This is a genomic window from Pseudorhizobium banfieldiae, assembly GCF_000967425.1.
In the GTDB taxonomy this organism is placed as follows: Bacteria; Pseudomonadota; Alphaproteobacteria; order Rhizobiales; family Rhizobiaceae; genus Neorhizobium; species Neorhizobium banfieldiae.
Genome location: NZ_FO082820.1, coordinates 3837501 through 3853863, shown reverse-complemented (window position 1 = coordinate 3853863; position 16363 = coordinate 3837501). Strand labels below are relative to the sequence as shown.

Below are 16363 nucleotides of genomic sequence, written 5' to 3'. Positions count from 1 at the left end.
CTCGCACCATGACAATCATGAAGAGCGCGAGCCCGTCCAGAGTGATCGAGAATCCTGTTCCGCCGGTTTCGCTGGGGGCCGTTGAACGGGCTGCCACACGCATCGCGGGCCGGGTCGTGCGCACGCCGCTCGTCCCCTCTCCCAGCCTGTCCGAACGCGCGGGCCAGTCCGTCCATCTCAAGCTCGAGACACGGCAGCCAATTGGTGCATTCAAGCTGCGTGGCGCCATGAACGCCATCCTGTCACTCGACGACGCGGCGAGGAGGCGCGGTCTCGTCACTGCCTCAACCGGCAATCACGGTCGCGCCGTCGCCTATGCCGCACGCGAGCTCGGCGTAGCGGCCACCATCTGCATGTCGTCGCTGGTTCCGGCGAACAAGGTCGAGGCTATCCGTTCGCTCGGTGCCGACATCCGCATCGTCGGCGTCTCCCAGGACGATGCGCAGGATGAGGTCGAGCGCTTGGTGCAGACGTTGCGCCTCACTCCGATCCCGCCCTTTGACGACGTCGACGTGGTGGCCGGCCAGGGTACGATCGGCCTTGAACTCGTCGAGGACCTGCCGGATATCGCGACCGTGCTCGTTCCACTTTCCGGCGGCGGACTGGCGGGTGGTATTGCCGTGGCGGTGAAGGCCTTGAAGCCGCAGGCACGCATCATCGGCGTTTCCATGGAGCGCGGTGCGGCCATGCATGCGGCCATCGCGGCCGGCAAGCCCGTCGCAACCCGCGAGGAGGAGACGCTGGCAGACTCGCTCGGGGGCGGCATCGGGCTGTCAAACCGCGTCACCTTCACGCTCTGCCGCGACCTTCTCGATGGCATCGTCCTGCTGACGGAGGACGAGATTGCGGCCGGCATCCGACATGCGGCTCGCGAAGAAGAGGAGGTCGTGGAGGGGGCGGGAGCAGTCGGCATCGCCGCAATCCTGGCGGACAAGGTTCAACTCCTTGGACCTACTGCCGTCATCGTTTCCGGCGGCAACATCGATCCTGAGATACACCAAGACCTCATTGGGAGGAGCACCCGATGAGCCGTATCCGCATCCTGACGGAAGCGGATCTCCGCGCCATCGTGAAGCTCGACGCTTCTGCCGTCGATTGCGTGGAGCAGGCCTTCGCGGCGCTTGCCACCAAACCTGTCGCAATGCCCCCGATCCTGCGCCTCGACATCCCGGAATTTCGCGGCGAAGTGGACGTCAAGACCGCCTATGTTCCGGGCTTTGACAGCTTCGCCATCAAGGTCAGCCCCGGGTTCTTCGACAATCCCAAGCTCGGCCTGCCCAGCCTCAACGGGCTGATGATCCTGCTGAGCGCCAGAACGGGGCTGGTCGAGGCCCTGCTGCTCGACAACGGTTATCTCACCGACGTGCGCACGGCCGCCGCGGGTGCTGTCGCCGCCCGCCATCTGTCGCGCGAGGACGCCTCGGTTGCCGCAATCTTCGGCGCGGGCATGCAGGCGCGGTTGCAGCTTCAAGCGCTGGCGCTGGTGCGGCCCATCCGGTCGGCCCGCATCTGGGCGCGTGAGCCCGGAAAGGCGCAAAGGCTTGCAGATGCGTTCGAGCACGAGCACGACATCAAGGTCACTGCCGTGGCAGATCCGCGCGAGGCGGTAAACGGCGCCGACATCATCGTCACCACCACGCCGGCAGAGAAGCCTATCCTGATGGCGGAGTGGCTGGAGCCGGGCCAGCACCTGACTGCGATGGGCTCGGATGCCGAGCACAAGAACGAGATCGATCCGGCTGTTTTTGCTCGGGCGACCTACGTCGCAGACCGGATCACGCAGACGCGCATCCTCGGCGAACTGCATCATGCCATCGAGGCTGGGACCGCAACCCTGGACCAGCCGTTTGCGGAACTCGGAGCCGTCATCGCCGGCAAGGCCATGGGGCGGACTGGCCCCAAGGACATCACCTTCGCCGACCTTACAGGCACCGGCGTCCAGGATACCGCAATCGCCAATCTCGCGCTCGCCCGCGCAGCAGATGCAGGATGCGGACAGACAATCGTGAATAACGTGAACATGGGAGATGCGGCGTGAGCGTGACGCTGAACTTTACGCGCGAGGAATATGCCGAGCGCTTGTCCAAGACCCGTCGCGCCATGGAAAAGGCCGGGATCGATCTCCTGATCGTCACCGATCCGTCCAACATGCACTGGCTGACCGGATATGACGGCTGGTCCTTCTACGTGCATCAATGCGTGCTGGTGCCGCCGAGCGGCGACCCCATCTGGTATGGTCGCAAGCAGGATGCCAATGGCGCGAAGCGCACCGCCTATATCGAGCATGACAATATCATCGGGTATCCCGACCATTACGTGCAGTCGACCGAGCGCCACCCGATGGATCTGCTGTCGCAGATCATCGACGAGCGCAACTGGTCCGGTCTGACGGTCGGCGTCGAGATGGACAACTACTATTTTTCGGCGGCCGCCTTCGCTTCCCTCCAGACGCATCTGCCGAATGCCCGCTTCAAGGATGCGGCGGGCCTCGTCAACTGGCAGCGCGCCGTGAAGAGCCCGACCGAGCTCGACTATATGCGCAAGGCCGGCAAGATCGTCGAACTGATGCACAAGCGGATCGTCGACGTCATCGAGCCGGGCATGCGCAAGTGCGACCTTGTCGCCGAGATCTACGATGCGGGCATACGCGGCACCGCCGAGTTCGGTGGGGATTATCCGGCGATCGTCCCGCTTCTGCCGTCGGGGGCGGATGCGTCGGCGCCCCACCTGACCTGGGACGACAAGCCGATGCGCCTGGGCGAAGGCACGTTCTTCGAGATTGCCGGCACCTACAAGCGCTACCACTGCCCGCTCTCGCGCACCGTCTTTCTCGGCAAGCCGACGCAGGCCTTCCTCGATGCGGAACAGGCGACGCTGGAAGGGATGGAGGCGGGCCTTGCCGCAGCAAAGTCCGGCAATGCCTGCGAGGACATCGCCAATGCCTTCTTCGCGGTGTTGAAGAAATACGGGATCATCAAGGACAACCGGACCGGCTACCCGATCGGACTTTCCTACCCGCCGGACTGGGGCGAGCGCACGATGAGCCTGCGCCCCGGCGACCGGACGGAGTTGAAGCCCGGCATGACGTTCCATTTCATGACAGGCCTGTGGCTCGAAGATATGGGGCTGGAAATCACCGAAAGCATTGCGATCACCGAAACCGGCGTCGAATGTCTCTCCAATGTGCCGCGCCAGTTGTTCGTAAAGGCATGACGTGATGCTGACCACCGCGCCCCGTCCCTCTCCTGTCGCTCCTTCAGTCGATTTCGACATGAGGGGTGTGCAGCACGGCCATCTGCGGCTGCCCTACAGCCGCGATGACAGCGCCTGGGGCTCGGTGATGATCCCGATCTGCGTCATCGCCAATGGCAGCGGCCCGACGGCGCTTCTCACCGGAGCCAATCATGGCGACGAGTATGAGGGCCCGGCCGCTCTCTTCGAACTGGCGCAGACACTTGATCCGTCGCAGGTGAGCGGGCGCATCATCGTCGTGCCGGCGCTGAACTATCCGGCCTTCAGGGCCGGCACAAGGACTTCGCCGATAGACCGCGGCAACCTCAACCGCAGTTTCCCGGGCCGGCCGGACGGCACGGTGACGGAGAAGATCGCGGACTACGTGACGCGTCACCTGATCCCGTTGGCGGACATCGTGCTCGACTTCCATTCGGGCGGAAAAACCCTCGACTTCCTGCCCTATGCCGCAGCGCACGAACTGCCGGACAAGACGCAGGAGGCACGCTGCTTCGAGGCGGTCGCGGCCTTCTCTGCGCCATACTCGATGAAGATGCTGGAGATCGATGCGGTCGGAATGCTGGATACGACAGCCGAGGAAATGGGCAAGGTCTTCGTCACCACGGAGCTCGGTGGTGCCGGCACGGCGAGCGCTCACTCCATCGACATCGCCCGCACGGGCACCCTCAACCTGCTGCGCCACACCGGAATCCTGGCGGGGGCTCCGGAGATCCGGCAGACCCGTTGGCTGGATATGCCGTCGAGCGACTGCTTCACCTTCGCGGAGGACGACGGGCTGGTCGCATTCCGTCGCGATCTTGGCGATCCGATCGCGGCGGGGGACGTCATCGCCCGCGTCTACCCCGTCAGCAGGACCGGCGTCCCCCCCATTGATTACCGCGCCGCCATGGATGGCGTGCTCGCGGCCCGACACGTCCCAGGCCTCATCAAGGCTGGCGACTGCCTCTCCGTCATCGCAACGATCACGGAGTAGATTGACCGGAAGTACGACGTGAGACCCGAAAACGGGCCACGAAAAAACGCTAACCAGAGGAGAATAGAAAATGCAGATCTCAAGACTCTCCGGGCTATCCGCCCTTGCGCTCATCATGGGCTTCACGTCCGCCAACGCCCTTACCGTCGAAGAGGTGAAGGAGCAGGGGTATATCCGCGCCGCGACGGCGAACGAAGTCCCCTACTCCTACATGCAGCCCGACGGCACCTCGGCCGGCATCGGACCGGACGTTGCGAACGCCGTCCTGAAATCCATGGGCATCGAGGAGGTCAACTGGACCGTCACGCCGTTCGGGACGCTGATTCCGGGCCTCAAGGCGAAGCGTTTCGACTTCGTCGCGGCCGAGCAGAACATCTCTCCGGAGCGCTGCAAGCAGGTTGCCTTCACGGAGCCGAACTCCTCCTACGGTGAAGGGCTTTTGGTCAAGAAGGGCAATCCCAAGGGACTGACGACCTATGCCGACATTGCCAAGGATCCTTCGCTGACGGTTGCCGTGGTGTCCGGTGCCAACAATGTCGACTTCCTGCGCGCCGTGGGCGTCAAGGACGAACAGATCGTCTTCATCCAGGCGAATGCGGACGCCATCCCGACCGTCCAGAGCCGGGTCGACGCCTATGCGGCCACCGAACTCACCGTCTCGGAGCTCGCAAAGGGCCAGGAACAGGTCGAGCAGGTTTCCCCGTTCGAAGATCCGATCGTCGACGGTGCACCGGTGCGCAACTATGGCGGCTTTGCCTTCCGTCCGGAAGACAAGGAACTGCGCGACGCCTTCAACGCAGGCCTCGTCGAGTTCCGCAAGACCGACGAGTACAAGGCGATCCTTGGCAAATACGGCCTGTCTGAGCAGAGCATCGCGGCCGCCGCTGCGAAGAACGTCGCAGATCTCTGCGCCGGGAAGTAGCGGTGGTCGGCGCCCGGGGTCTCCCGGGCGCTCCAGCTAGCAAGGGAGACACCCGAATGGACTGGAGTGCATACCTGCCGATGATCCTGCAAGGTGCTGGTGTTACCATGACGATCACGCTTGCCTCGATCGTGATCGGCGCGGCACTGGCGTTCTTCTTCGGCATCCTGCGCGTCGAGGGCGGGCCGGTGCTGTCGACGATAGCGCTGTGCTACACGGAGGTGTTTCGCGGCACCTCCCTGCTCGTCCAGCTGTTCTGGTTCTATTACGCGCTGCCGCTGGTCGGCCTAAGCTTCGAGCCGATCACGACCGGGATCTTGGTTCTCGCTGCCCACGTCGGCGGCTATGGTGCGGAAATCGTCCGCGGTGCGCTCTCCTCCGTCTCCACGCAGCAGCTGGAGGCTGCCCGAGCCTTGGACTTCAACCGTTTCCAGACACTGTTCCGGATCTCGCTGCCACAGGCGATCGTTGAGATGATGCCCGCCTTCGGCAATCTGGCCATTGAAACGCTGAAGCTCTCATCGCTCGTCTCGCTGATCTCCATCGCCGATCTCACCTTCACGGCGCAGTCGATCCGCAACCTGACCCTAGACAGCGCAAGCATCTATTCCGTCACGCTGCTGTGCTATTTCGCGATGTCTCTCGTGTTGATGGTCGCCATCCGTATCATCGAACATGTCGTCAGGCGCGGTGACGTCTTCCCCCGTTCGGCCCACTCCTGAGGAAGTGTCATCATGATGTACGGCTACGAATGGGACACGACCACCTGGCTCACCTACACGATCTCGATCCTTCCCATCATCCTCATCGGTCTGACGGTGACCTTGAAGGCGGCGGCAGCGGGCTTCGCCATCGCGATGGTCCTTGGCCTCGTGTTCGCGCTGCTACGCCGCAGCCGGGTGAAGGTCATCTCCTGGACGACCGCGTTTGTCGTCGAATTCCTTCGCGACACGCCGCTCCTGGTGCAACTTTTCTTTCTCTACTACGTGCTGCCGAACTTCGGGATTGTGCTTCCCGCCTTCCTGACGGGGGCGCTGGCGCTCGGGCTGCAATACGCCGCCTACACCTCCGAGGTCTACCGTGGCGGTATCGAAGCCGTGGGCCGGGGCCAGTGGGAAGCGGCCACCGCGCTGAACCTCACCCGGATGCAGACCTACCGGGACGTCATCATTCCGCAGGCCATCCCTCGCATCGTGCCGGCCATGGGCAACTACCTCGTCGCGATGATCAAGGAAACGCCGGTGCTTTCCGTCATCACGGTCCTCGAGATGATGGGGCTTGCGAACATGATCGGCGAACGCACCTTCGAGTACCTCGTTCCGCTGACCCTCGTCGGCCTGATCTTCCTACTCCTGACGCTGATCTGCTCCGCCGGCCTTCACCGGCTGCAGAAGGCTCTTCCGAAAGCAGGAATTCCATTGCGATGAATGAAACCACCGATCCGCACATCATCGAGTTCTCGGACGTCACGAAGCGTTTTGGTATCCTGACGGTGCTCGATAACTTCAACTTCTCGGTGGCGAAAGGAGAAAAGGTCACGCTCATTGGCCCCTCCGGCTCGGGCAAGTCCACGGTGCTGCGCATTCTGATGACGCTCGAGCCGTTCCAGGAGGGCAAGCTGACGCTCGCGGGCACCTCCTACCACGAACCCGGTGGCAAGGGACCGTTCCAGGCGTCGGAGAAGCACCTGCGACAGATCCGCAATCACGTCGGCATGGTCTTTCAGAGCTTCAATCTGTTTCCGCACATGACCGTTCTCCGCAATGTTGTCGAGGCCCCCGTTCGGGTCCTCGGGATGGCGCGGGCGGAGGCGGAGGCGCGGGCAATCGAACTACTGCAGATGGTGGGACTGGCGGACAAGAAGGACCATTACCCGGTGCAGCTATCGGGCGGGCAGCAGCAGCGGGTGGCGATCGCCCGGGCGATGGCCATGCGTCCGCGCGTCCTGCTGTTCGACGAGCCGACCTCCGCACTCGATCCGCAATTGGTCGGCGAGGTGCTGTCCGTCATACGTGACCTGGCGCACGAGCATGACCTGACCATGCTGCTCGTGACCCACGAGATGCGATTTGCGCGCGAGGTCTCAGACCGGGTCTGTTTCTTCGACAAAGGGAGGATCTGTGAGCAGGGCGCGCCGGACGAGATTTTCGGCCAGCCGAAGAACGAGCGCACTCGGGAGTTTCTGTCGTCGATCCTGGCCTAGCTGGTCGATCCCGCCGGCTCCTGACTTTGATAGCGCGGGAAGGACTTCAGCAAGCTCCGGCGCCTTCGAGCCCCTGTCGACACTCATGCTTCGGCGAGATCCTTGAACAGGACATTCTGGTCCATCAGGTAGCGGGCAAAGATGGGCAGGCTCGCGCCGCCGATCGCCCGCGCCTGGGCGCCGACCTTGCCTTCGATGATATCGGGGATGATCACGCCCTGCAGGTCCAGGCGCGCGACTGCATCGATCGTCGCGTTCACCAGCCGCCGCCGCACCCAATGGGGAAAGCCTCCGTCGATGACCGCAGCGCCGAAATCGATGACGGAAGCGGCGGCGACAATGGCCTGGGCCAGGGCAGCGGCACTGTCCTGAATCCAGACTTCCAGCGGTTCGCCGAAATCAATCCAGTCGTCCGCGGAATACCAGAGCGGCTGCGGGTCGATGCCGCTATCGCGGAGCAGGTTCTCCAGCACGAATATCGATGCGATATCCAGCAATTGCCGGGTCTCTCCGTCCTTTCCCCTTACGGGCAACGGGCCGATGGCCCCCGCCGTTCCCGTCCGTCCGGAATAGACGGAGGAGTTCAGAACAATACCGCCGCCGATAAAGGAGCCCACGAAGAGGTAGATGAAATCGGCATAGGATGGGCCCACGCCGAACACCAGCTCGGCCCCGCAGGCGCTGGTCGCATCGTTCTGCAGGAAGACCGGGTAGTTGACTCTCGCCGCCACTTCAGAGTGAAGGTCGAAGGTTCGCCAGGCATCCATGGCGCCAGGCGGCGCACCGACCTCGTCCGCCCAGTTCCACAATTCGAACGGCGCAGCGATGCCGAGACCGGCGATCCTTGAACGCTGATCAGCCGCCAGCCGAGCCTCCAGCTGAGCAATACCGGAGGTGATGATCTCCATGATGCGGTCAGGTTGGGGGTAGGCATATGTCTCGTGGTGCTGGAGACGAATCTGCCCGACGAAGTCCATGAGAACGAGATCCGCGCTCCGGCGGCCGATCTTCACCCCGAAGGAGTAGACCGCATCGGGATTGAGCCGCATCGGCACTGACGGCTGCCCCACCTTGCCGCGAACGGGATCACCTCGCAGGAGCAATCCTTCGCTCTCCAGCGAGCGCATGATCACCGAAACCGTCTGCGCCGAAAGCCCGCTCCTTCGTGTGATATCGGCTTTGGACAGGGATCCGTGCAACCGCACGAGGGAAAGCACCAACCGCTCGTTATAGGCCCTCACTCGCACCTGATTGGCGCCGCCCGTCAGTGAACCCTGATGTGGCGAGGTTGCATGATGGGCTGTGGCTTCGAAAACAGACATGGTGATCTCCCCCGGTCGCTATACAGCATCCGCCGTGACAGTGGCACACATAATAAATAAATCAATCCGAATTATTTATTGACAAGCCCGAATTGGTCCTCCTTAATGATGCCGGGTCGAGGAGATGCAGGCGCTGAACGCGGCTGCATGATCGGCGCCCTAACCCCTGCGGGGGAGTGCACTCTGGGAGGAGAAAACATGAAGAAGTCTCTTATCGCCACAGCCGTCGCCGCCCTTTCTCTGGGCGTTGCCTTGTCCGCGCCTGCACAGGCGCAGGAAGTGTCGGCCTGCCTCATTACCAAGACAGACACCAATCCCTTCTTCGTGAAGATGAAGGAAGGTGCAACCGCGAAGGCACAAGAACTGGGCGTCACCCTCAAGTCCTATGCAGGAAAGATCGACGGCGACAGCGAAAGCCAGGTGGCGGCCATCGAGACCTGCATCGCCGACGGCGCGAAAGGCATCCTGCTCACGGCATCGGATACCAAGGGCATCGTTCCTGCCGTTCAGAAGGCGCGGGACGCCGGCATTCTCGTTATCGCTCTCGACACTCCGCTCGAGCCGATCGATGCCGCCGACATGACCTTCGCGACGGACAACCTTCTCGCCGGCGAACTGATCGGCAAATGGGCTGCGGCGACACTGGGTGACGCCGCGAAGGATGCCAAGATCGCCTTCCTCAACCTTACACCGTCGCAGCCGTCGGTCGACGTCTTGCGCAACCAGGGCTTCATGAAGGGCTTTGGCATCGACGTCGCGGACATCAACAAGATCGGCGACGAAACGGATCCCCGTATCGTCGGCCACGATGTCACGAACGGCAATGAGGAAGGCGGGCGCACCGCAATGGAGAACCTTCTGCAGAAGGATCCGACCATCAATGTCGTGCACACCATCAACGAACCTGCCGCCGCCGGGGCTTACGAAGCACTGAAGTCCGTGGGACGCGAAGGGGACGTGCTTGTCGTCTCTGTGGACGGCGGCTGCCCGGGTGTCAAGAATGTGGCCGAGGGCGTCATCGGTGCAACGTCGCAGCAATATCCGCTATTGATGGCTTCCATGGGCATCGAGGCGATCAAGAAATTCGCCGATTCTGGCGAGAAGCCCGAAGCGACGGAAGGAAAGAACTTCTTCGACACCGGTGTCGCCCTCGTCACCGACAAGCCCGTGGACGGCGTGGAGTCGATCGATACCAAGGAAGGCACGGACAAGTGCTGGGGCTGAGGACAGCCTGACCATGCGATATCGTGGGCGGTCTGCGGATCGCCCACCCATCGCACCAGTTGCTGAAACGGCCGACGAGTGCCTTGCGCATACGCGCGAACGAGCAGTTGCGGCGTGAAGGCTAACCCACTCCGCCAACGCCTCAGATGGGAGGTACACGATGAGCGAGCCACAGCCTGCAGCGCATCCGCATCATGAATACGAGAAGGTGCTGTCCGAGAGCTCCAGTCAGGTCGCCTCGTTCGACCTGCACGACAAATCCCTTCTGCAAAAGTGCCAGCATTACCTGCATTCAAATCCGGCCGCGGTACCGCTGATCGTTCTGGTGTTCTCGGTCCTGGTCTTTGGTATCCTGTTGGGCAGCAAGTTCTTCTCGGCGTTCACGCTGACGCTGATCCTGCAACAGGTGGCGATCGTCGGCTTCGTCGGAGCCGCACAAACGCTCGTGATCCTGACCGCCGGAATCGACCTCTCCGTCGGCGCCATCATGGTGCTTTCCTCGGTGGTGATGGGTCAGTTTACGTTCCGGTACGGCCTTCCACCAACCCTTTCGATCATGTGCGGCTTCGCTGTCGGCGCCTTTTGCGGCTGGATCAACGGGCAGCTCGTTGCCCGGATGAAGCTTCCCCCCTTCATCGTGACCCTGGGCATGTGGCAAATCGTGCTGGCTGCAAACTTTCTCTATTCCGCCAACGAAACCATCCGCTCGCAGGACATCTCGCAGCAGGCCCCCATTCTGCAATTCTTCGGCCAGAACCTTAGGATTGGAAATGCGGTCTTCACCTATGGCGTCATCGGCATGGTGCTACTGGTCGCGCTGCTCTGGTACGTTCTCAACCGGACCGCCTGGGGCCGACATGTCTATGCCGTGGGCGATGACCCGGATGCTGCCGAGCTCGCGGGTGTCAATGTCCGGCGCATGTTGATTTCCGTCTATACCCTCTCCGGTCTTATCTGCGCCTTTGCGGGATGGGCTCTCATCGGCCGGATTGGATCCGTGTCCCCAACCGCCGGACAATTCGCAAACATTGAGTCGATCACCGCGGTCGTGATCGGAGGCCTCTCCCTCTTTGGCGGACGCGGCTCGATCCTCGGCATGCTCTTCGGCGCGCTGATCGTCGGCGTATTCTCCCTCGGATTGCGCCTGGTCGGCACCGACCCACAATGGACCTATCTGTTGATCGGCGTGCTGATCATCACCGCCGTCGCTATCGACCAGTGGATAAGAAAGGTAGCAGGCTGATGAACCTGGAACCCATCCTCAGCGCCCGCGGCCTCGTCAAACGCTACGGTCGCGTCACCGCCCTCGACAATGCCGATTTCGACCTCTATCCGGGCGAGATCCTCGCGGTGATCGGCGACAATGGCGCGGGCAAATCATCGATGATCAAGGCGATCTCCGGTGCCATCTCACCGGATCAGGGAGAAATCCGCCTCGAAGGGCGACCGGTACATTTCCGCTCACCGATCGAAGCGCGCAAGGCAGGAATAGAAACGGTCTACCAGAACCTCGCGCTATCACCTGCCCTCTCCATCGCCGACAACATGTTTCTCGGCCGCGAACTGCGAAAGCCCGGAATCGCCGGCAATTGGTTCCGAAAGCTCGACCGTACCGCCATGGAACGCTTTGCACGCGACAAGCTGTCCGAGCTCGGCCTGATGACGATCCAGAATATCAACCAGGCCGTCGAAACCCTTTCCGGCGGTCAACGCCAGGGGGTGGCGGTCGCCCGGGCGGCGGCTTTCGGCTCCAAGGTCATCATCCTGGATGAGCCGACGGCGGCACTGGGCGTCAAGGAAAGCCGCCGAGTCCTGGAACTCATTCTGGACGTCCGCCGCCGCGGCATACCGATCGTGCTGATCTCGCACAACATGCCGCATGTCTTCGAGGTCGCCGATCGCATCCACGTCCATCGCCTTGGACGCCGGCTCTGCGTCATCGATCCCAAGGAACACAGCATGTCCGACGCGGTGGCCTTCATGACGGGTGCGAAGACACCCCCTACGGAAGCTGCCGCTGCATGACGCCACCTATCAAAGACGTCGCTGCGGATCTTCTTGCCAGGGCGGACGGCCGCACACGTTTCGTCGTCGCCATTGCAGGCCCTCCCGGTGCCGGCAAATCCACCTTTGTCGATGAGTTATCTAAGGCGTTGGTTCGGCAGGGTACACTCGCGGCGATCGTTCCGATGGACGGCTTCCATCTGGATGATGCAGTGCTGAGCGACCGAGGACTGTTGACGCGGAAAGGCGCACCGGAAACCTTTGACGTTCGCGGGTTTCTGGATATCGTTCGCGCCATCCGATCCGCACAGGAGGAGGTATTCGTCCCTCTCTTCGACCGATCACGTGAACTCGCAGTCGCCGCAGCGCGCGCCGTTGCGCCTGAGGACCGCATCGTTCTGCTGGAGGGAAACTACCTGCTGCTCGACCAGCACCCGTGGCGCCTGCTGTCCGGCCTTGTCGACTGCTCGATCATGCTGATGCCTTCGCCAGATGTCCTTGAAGAAAGACTGATGCAAAGGTGGCGGGGGCTGGGAATGCCGGAGGCGGAGGCCCGTGAAAAGGTCATGGAGAACGACCTGCCAAACGGATCACTCGTGCGGACCTGCAGCCGCCGCGCCGACATCATCCTTTCTTGAGCGTCATCCTCAACCGCCCGCCGCAGCGGTCGCGGGGCTGCCTGCAGCCGCTGCGCAAAGCTTGAGTACATCCGCCGGCAGTTGACCGGTGAGTTTAGGACTGTGCAGGAGAAGGTGAAGTATCTGAACCGGTGTCAGGCTATCCTTGCGGAGAAGGAGGCTGAGTGGGTGCGGTTACAAGTCTCGTTGGTTGCGGGGGCAGGATTTGAACCTGCGGCCTTCAGGTTATGAGCCTGACGAGCTACCGGGCTGCTCCACCCCGCGTCACCAAGAGTCCGGGTTTTGGGCCCGGGAGCGAAGTCAGGCGTAGCCTGATGAGGTGAGGCCGTCAAGATATCGATCCAGTGGATCGATATTAGGCCGAACGGGCTGCTCCACCCCGCGTCACCAAGGATACGGACTTTTCTGGTCCGGAAGGGATGCTTGTTTTTCGTGTTTCTGAGAAGATTGTATTGTCCGCTTTTGTTTTGCGGCATTGCCTTTAATAGACCTGGCAGCGACCTACTCTCCCGCGTCTTGAGACGAAGTACCATTGGCGCTGGGGCGTTTCACGGCCGTGTTCGGAATGGGAACGGGTGCGGCCGCCCCGCCATGACCACCAGGTCGATTAAGGGCAATGAACCAACATTTCTGTTGGCATGTGTTGAGAAGCTGGATTTTGGTTCATCGCCTTTGCTTTGTCCTGACGGGCTGATCGTGACCTGCCGGTCGCGGCCCTGCGGACGGTCGCCAAAGTCCTCGGGCTTGACCCGGGGATTGGCGACGGCCTTTGGCCTGTATGGCTGCCCCGCGCTCTTATCGAGCAAGGGCGCCAACAGTTGGCGATGGTCTTGTTGAACACGTCATGGCTTCATCTTGGCGTCTTGCGACGCGTGATGAGCATGATCAATGAGAACGATCAAGTCGATCGGGCTATTAGTAAGGCTAAGCTTCATGCATTGCTGCACGTCCACACGCCTCCTATCAACGTGGTCGTCTTCCACGGCCCTGATAGGGAATACTCGTTTTCAGGTGGGTTTCCCGCTTAGATGCCTTCAGCGGTTATCCCTTCCATATATAGCTACCCTGCTATGCCCTTGGCAGGACAACAGGTCCACCAGAGATATGTCCATCCCGGTCCTCTCGTACTAGGGACAGATCCTGTCAATATTCCTACACCCACGGCAGATAGGGACCGAACTGTCTCACGACGTTCTGAACCCAGCTCACGTACCGCTTTAATTGGCGAACAGCCAAACCCTTGGGACCTGCTCCAGCCCCAGGATGCGATGAGCCGACATCGAGGTGCCAAACAACCCCGTCGATATGGACTCTTGGGGGTCATCAGCCTGTTATCCCCGGCGTACCTTTTATCCGTTGAGCGATGGCCCTTCCACGCGGGACCACCGGATCACTATGACCGACTTTCGTCTCTGCTCGACTTGTCAGTCTCGCAGTCAGGCGGGCTTATGCCATTGCACTCGACGACCGATTTCCGACCGGTCTGAGCCCACCATCGCGCGCCTCCGTTACTCTTTCGGAGGCGACCGCCCCAGTCAAACTACCCACCATACACTGTCCCGGATCCGGATGACGGACCGCGGTTAGACATCCATGACGATAAGGGTGGTATTTCAAGGATGGCTCCACGAAGACTGGCGTCCCCGCTTCAAAGCCTACCACCTATCCTACACATGCCGACACGAATGCCAGTGTAAAGCTATAGTAAAGGTGCACGGGGTCTTTCCGTCTGACCGCAGGAACCCCGCATCTTCACGGGGAATTCAATTTCACTGAGTCTATGTTGGAGACAGCGGGGAAGTCGTTACGCCATTCGTGCAGGTCGGAACTTACCCGACAAGGAATTTCGCTACCTTAGGACCGTTATAGTTACGGCCGCCGTTTACTGGGGCTTCGATTCAAAGCTTGCACCTCTCCTCTTAACCTTCCAGCACCGGGCAGGCGTCAGACCCTATACGTCGTCTTTCGACTTCGCAGAGCCCTGTGTTTTTGATAAACAGTCGCTACCCCCTGGTCTGTGCCACCCCTTCCTGGTTGCCCAAAAAGGGGTCACGCTTCTTCCGAAGTTACGCGTGCAATTTGCCGAGTTCCTTCAACATAGTTCTCTCAAGCGCCTTGGTATACTCTACCTGACCACCTGTGTCGGTTTCGGGTACGGTCTATAATGATGGAGCTATTTCCTGGAACCTCTTCGCTGCACAACCAATCCAGTAAGGTTGAACAACACACGAGATCCGTCACTACCACCAGGCCCACGAATATTAACGTGGTTCCCATCGACTACGCATGTCTGCCTCGTCTTAGGGGCCGGCTAACCCTGCTCAGATTAACTTTAAGCAGGAACCCTTGGTCTTTCGGCGAGAGGGTCTCTCACCCTCTTTGTCGTTACTCATGTCAACATTCGCACTTCCGATACCTCCAGAGGCCCTCACGGGTCCTCCTTCACAGGCTTACGGAACGCTCCGCTACCACTTGCAGTAAACTGCAAATCCTCAGCTTCGGTGCATGGCTTTAGCCCCGTTACATTTTCGGCGCAAAGACCCTTATTTAGACCAGTGAGCTGTTACGCTTTCTTTAAATGATGGCTGCTTCTAAGCCAACATCCTGGTTGTTTTGGGATCCTCACATCCTTTCCCACTTAGCCATGACTTGGGGACCTTAGCTGGAGGTCAGGGTTGTTGCCCTCTTCACGACGGACGTTAGCACCCGCCGTGTGTCTGCCGACTAGTACTCCCCGGTATTCGGAGTTTGGTTAGGATCAGTAAGACGGTGAGTCCCCATAGCCCATCCAGTGCTCTACCCCCGGGGGTATTCGGTCGACGCTCTACCTAAATAGATTTCGCGGAGAACCAGCTATTTCCGAGTTTGATTGGCCTTTCACCCCTAGCCACAAGTCATCCCAATCTATTGCAACAGATGCGGGTTCGGCCCTCCAGTTGGTGTTACCCAACCTTCAGCCTGCTCATGGCTAGATCACTCGGTTTCGGGTCTAATGCAACATACTCAATCGCCCTGTTCAGACTCGCTTTCGCTGCGCCTACACCTACCGGCTTAAGCTTGCATGTTACACTAAGTCGTTGACCCATTATACAAAAGGTACGCCGTCACCCTTGCGGGCTCCGACTGTTTGTAGGCATCCGGTTTCAGGTTCTATTTCACTCCCCTCGTCGGGGTGCTTTTCACCTTTCCCTCACGGTACTTGTTCGCTATCGGTCATGCACGAGTACTTAGGCTTGGAGAGTGGTCTCCCCATGTTCAGACAGGATTTCACGTGTCCCGCCCTACTCAAGGACAATCAGTGTTCTACGCCTACGGGGCTGTCACCCACTATAGCCAAGCTTTCCAACTTGTTCGGCTTTATTCCTGATTGCCACTGGCCTGGTCCGCGTTCGCTCGCCACTACTTGCGGAGTCTCGGTTGATGTCCTTTCCTGCAGGTACTTAGATGTTTCAGTTCCCTGCGTTCGCTTCTTATCCCTATGTATTCAGAATAAGATACCTTATCACAATGCTTGGAAACCTGTTTGGCCCTGTCCTCACGCTGCCGCGATCTTCGATCGCTTCGCTGCGGACGGCGCGGCGCATCAGCGCCGACGGGCTAGCCCCTGTACGGGAAGTCCCACACAAGCCATCTAGCCAACTAAACAGATTTCCCAAGCATCTAAGGTGGGTTGCCCCATTCGGAGATCCATGGATCAAAGCTCATTCGCAGCTCCCCACGGCTTATCGCAGCGTATCACGTCCTTCTTCGCCTGTGCATGCCAAGGCATCCACCAAATGCCCTTACGACACTTAATCGTTCTCATTGCCAATGCTCATCATCTAG

General features: G+C 60.6%; 13 protein-coding genes, 1 tRNA gene and 2 rRNA genes. 12 read left to right on the top strand and 4 right to left on the bottom strand.

The annotated features are described in order from the left end of the window. Positions 1-8 precede the first annotated feature (8 nt). The 8 genes from eutB to ehuA all read left to right on the top strand — a co-directional run bounded on the left by eutB (position 9) and on the right by ehuA (position 7350). Positions 9-1028, top strand: a complete 1020-nt coding sequence (gene eutB, locus NT26_RS18615; RefSeq protein ID WP_052640930.1) for a hydroxyectoine utilization dehydratase EutB — start codon at positions 9-11, stop codon at positions 1026-1028. Next, positions 1025-2038, top strand: coding sequence for an ectoine utilization protein EutC (gene eutC, locus NT26_RS18610; RefSeq protein WP_052640928.1), 1014 nt, complete (start codon positions 1025-1027; stop codon positions 2036-2038). The genes eutB and eutC overlap by 4 nt, the downstream gene beginning before the upstream one ends. Beyond that, a complete protein-coding gene (doeA, locus tag NT26_RS18605) occupies positions 2035-3213 on the top strand; it encodes an ectoine hydrolase DoeA (protein WP_052640927.1) in 1179 nt (392 codons plus the stop codon). Before eutC ends, doeA begins: the two co-directional genes overlap by 4 nt. A 4-nt stretch (positions 3214-3217) precedes the next feature. Further along, entirely contained in the window at positions 3218-4225 is a 1008-nt protein-coding gene (gene doeB / locus NT26_RS18600) for a N(2)-acetyl-L-2,4-diaminobutanoate deacetylase DoeB (RefSeq protein WP_052640925.1), read from the top strand. A 70-nt stretch (positions 4226-4295) separates the two neighbouring features. Next, positions 4296-5147, top strand: a complete 852-nt coding sequence (gene ehuB / locus NT26_RS18595) for an ectoine/hydroxyectoine ABC transporter substrate-binding protein EhuB (RefSeq protein WP_052640923.1) — start codon at positions 4296-4298, stop codon at positions 5145-5147. Positions 5148-5203: 56 nt separating this feature from the next. Beyond that, the gene (ehuC, locus tag NT26_RS18590) at positions 5204-5869 is read left to right on the top strand and encodes an ectoine/hydroxyectoine ABC transporter permease subunit EhuC (RefSeq protein WP_052640921.1); all 666 of its coding nucleotides are present in this window, start codon (positions 5204-5206) and stop codon (positions 5867-5869) included. Between the two features lie 12 nt (positions 5870-5881). Continuing rightward, positions 5882-6574 carry an ectoine/hydroxyectoine ABC transporter permease subunit EhuD gene (gene ehuD / locus NT26_RS18585; RefSeq protein WP_052640919.1) on the top strand — a complete coding sequence of 231 codons (693 nt, stop codon included), beginning with the start codon at positions 5882-5884 and terminating at the stop codon, positions 6572-6574. Further along, on the top strand, positions 6571-7350 hold the full coding sequence (gene ehuA, locus NT26_RS18580) for an ectoine/hydroxyectoine ABC transporter ATP-binding protein EhuA (RefSeq protein WP_052640917.1): 780 nt from the start codon (positions 6571-6573) through the stop codon (positions 7348-7350). The genes ehuD and ehuA overlap by 4 nt, the downstream gene beginning before the upstream one ends. 83 nt (positions 7351-7433) lie before the next feature. On the opposite strand, the gene NT26_RS18575 is transcribed toward ehuA, so the two are convergent. Then, positions 7434-8672 (bottom strand): ROK family transcriptional regulator, encoded by a 1239-nt coding sequence (locus NT26_RS18575; RefSeq protein ID WP_052640915.1) that lies wholly within the window; start codon positions 8670-8672, stop codon positions 7434-7436. Positions 8673-8870: 198 nt separating this feature from the next. Here NT26_RS18575 and NT26_RS18570 point away from each other — a divergent pair, with 198 nt between their 5' ends. From NT26_RS18570 to NT26_RS18555, 4 genes are all read left to right on the top strand, one after another. Continuing rightward, positions 8871-9896, top strand: coding sequence for a sugar ABC transporter substrate-binding protein (locus NT26_RS18570; protein WP_052640913.1), 1026 nt, complete (start codon positions 8871-8873; stop codon positions 9894-9896). Between the two features lie 160 nt (positions 9897-10056). Beyond that, positions 10057-11139, top strand: coding sequence for an ABC transporter permease (locus tag NT26_RS18565; protein WP_052640911.1), 1083 nt, complete (start codon positions 10057-10059; stop codon positions 11137-11139). Further along, positions 11139-11921, top strand: a complete 783-nt coding sequence (locus tag NT26_RS18560) for an ATP-binding cassette domain-containing protein (RefSeq protein ID WP_052640909.1) — start codon at positions 11139-11141, stop codon at positions 11919-11921. Before NT26_RS18565 ends, NT26_RS18560 begins: the two co-directional genes overlap by 1 nt. After that, positions 11918-12538 (top strand): nucleoside/nucleotide kinase family protein, encoded by a 621-nt coding sequence (locus NT26_RS18555; RefSeq protein WP_052640907.1) that lies wholly within the window; start codon positions 11918-11920, stop codon positions 12536-12538. The genes NT26_RS18560 and NT26_RS18555 overlap by 4 nt, the downstream gene beginning before the upstream one ends. Before the next feature lie 187 nt (positions 12539-12725). Here NT26_RS18555 and NT26_RS18550 read toward each other — a convergent pair. From NT26_RS18550 to NT26_RS18540, 3 genes are all read right to left on the bottom strand, one after another. Next, positions 12726-12802: transfer RNA gene (locus NT26_RS18550), tRNA-Met, on the bottom strand. Positions 12803-13026: 224 nt separating this feature from the next. After that, a 5S ribosomal RNA gene (rrf, locus tag NT26_RS18545) occupies positions 13027-13141 on the bottom strand. A gap of 291 nt (positions 13142-13432) precedes the next feature. Next, positions 13433-16335, bottom strand: a 23S ribosomal RNA gene (locus NT26_RS18540). Between the last annotated feature and the right edge of the window lie 28 nt (positions 16336-16363).

Excerpts from the sequence above, each read along its gene's own strand:
- NT26_RS18570 (WP_052640913.1), top strand. The coding sequence starts at position 8,871 with ATGAAGAAGTCTCTTATCGCCACAGCCGTCGCCGCCCTTTCTCTGGGC.
- ehuB (WP_052640923.1), top strand. The coding sequence starts at position 4,296 with ATGCAGATCTCAAGACTCTCCGGGCTATCCGCCCTTGCGCTCATCATG.
- eutB (WP_052640930.1), top strand. The coding sequence starts at position 9 with ATGACAATCATGAAGAGCGCGAGCCCGTCCAGAGTGATCGAGAATCCT.
- eutC (WP_052640928.1), top strand. The coding sequence starts at position 1,025 with ATGAGCCGTATCCGCATCCTGACGGAAGCGGATCTCCGCGCCATCGTG.
- ehuA (WP_052640917.1), top strand. The coding sequence starts at position 6,571 with ATGAATGAAACCACCGATCCGCACATCATCGAGTTCTCGGACGTCACG.
- NT26_RS18560 (WP_052640909.1), top strand. The coding sequence starts at position 11,139 with ATGAACCTGGAACCCATCCTCAGCGCCCGCGGCCTCGTCAAACGCTAC.
- ehuD (WP_052640919.1), top strand. The coding sequence starts at position 5,882 with ATGATGTACGGCTACGAATGGGACACGACCACCTGGCTCACCTACACG.
- NT26_RS18555 (WP_052640907.1), top strand. The coding sequence starts at position 11,918 with ATGACGCCACCTATCAAAGACGTCGCTGCGGATCTTCTTGCCAGGGCG.
- NT26_RS18565 (WP_052640911.1), top strand. The coding sequence starts at position 10,057 with ATGAGCGAGCCACAGCCTGCAGCGCATCCGCATCATGAATACGAGAAG.
- doeB (WP_052640925.1), top strand. The coding sequence starts at position 3,218 with ATGCTGACCACCGCGCCCCGTCCCTCTCCTGTCGCTCCTTCAGTCGAT.
- ehuC (WP_052640921.1), top strand. The coding sequence starts at position 5,204 with ATGGACTGGAGTGCATACCTGCCGATGATCCTGCAAGGTGCTGGTGTT.
- NT26_RS18575 (WP_052640915.1), bottom strand. The coding sequence starts at position 8,672 with ATGTCTGTTTTCGAAGCCACAGCCCATCATGCAACCTCGCCACATCAG.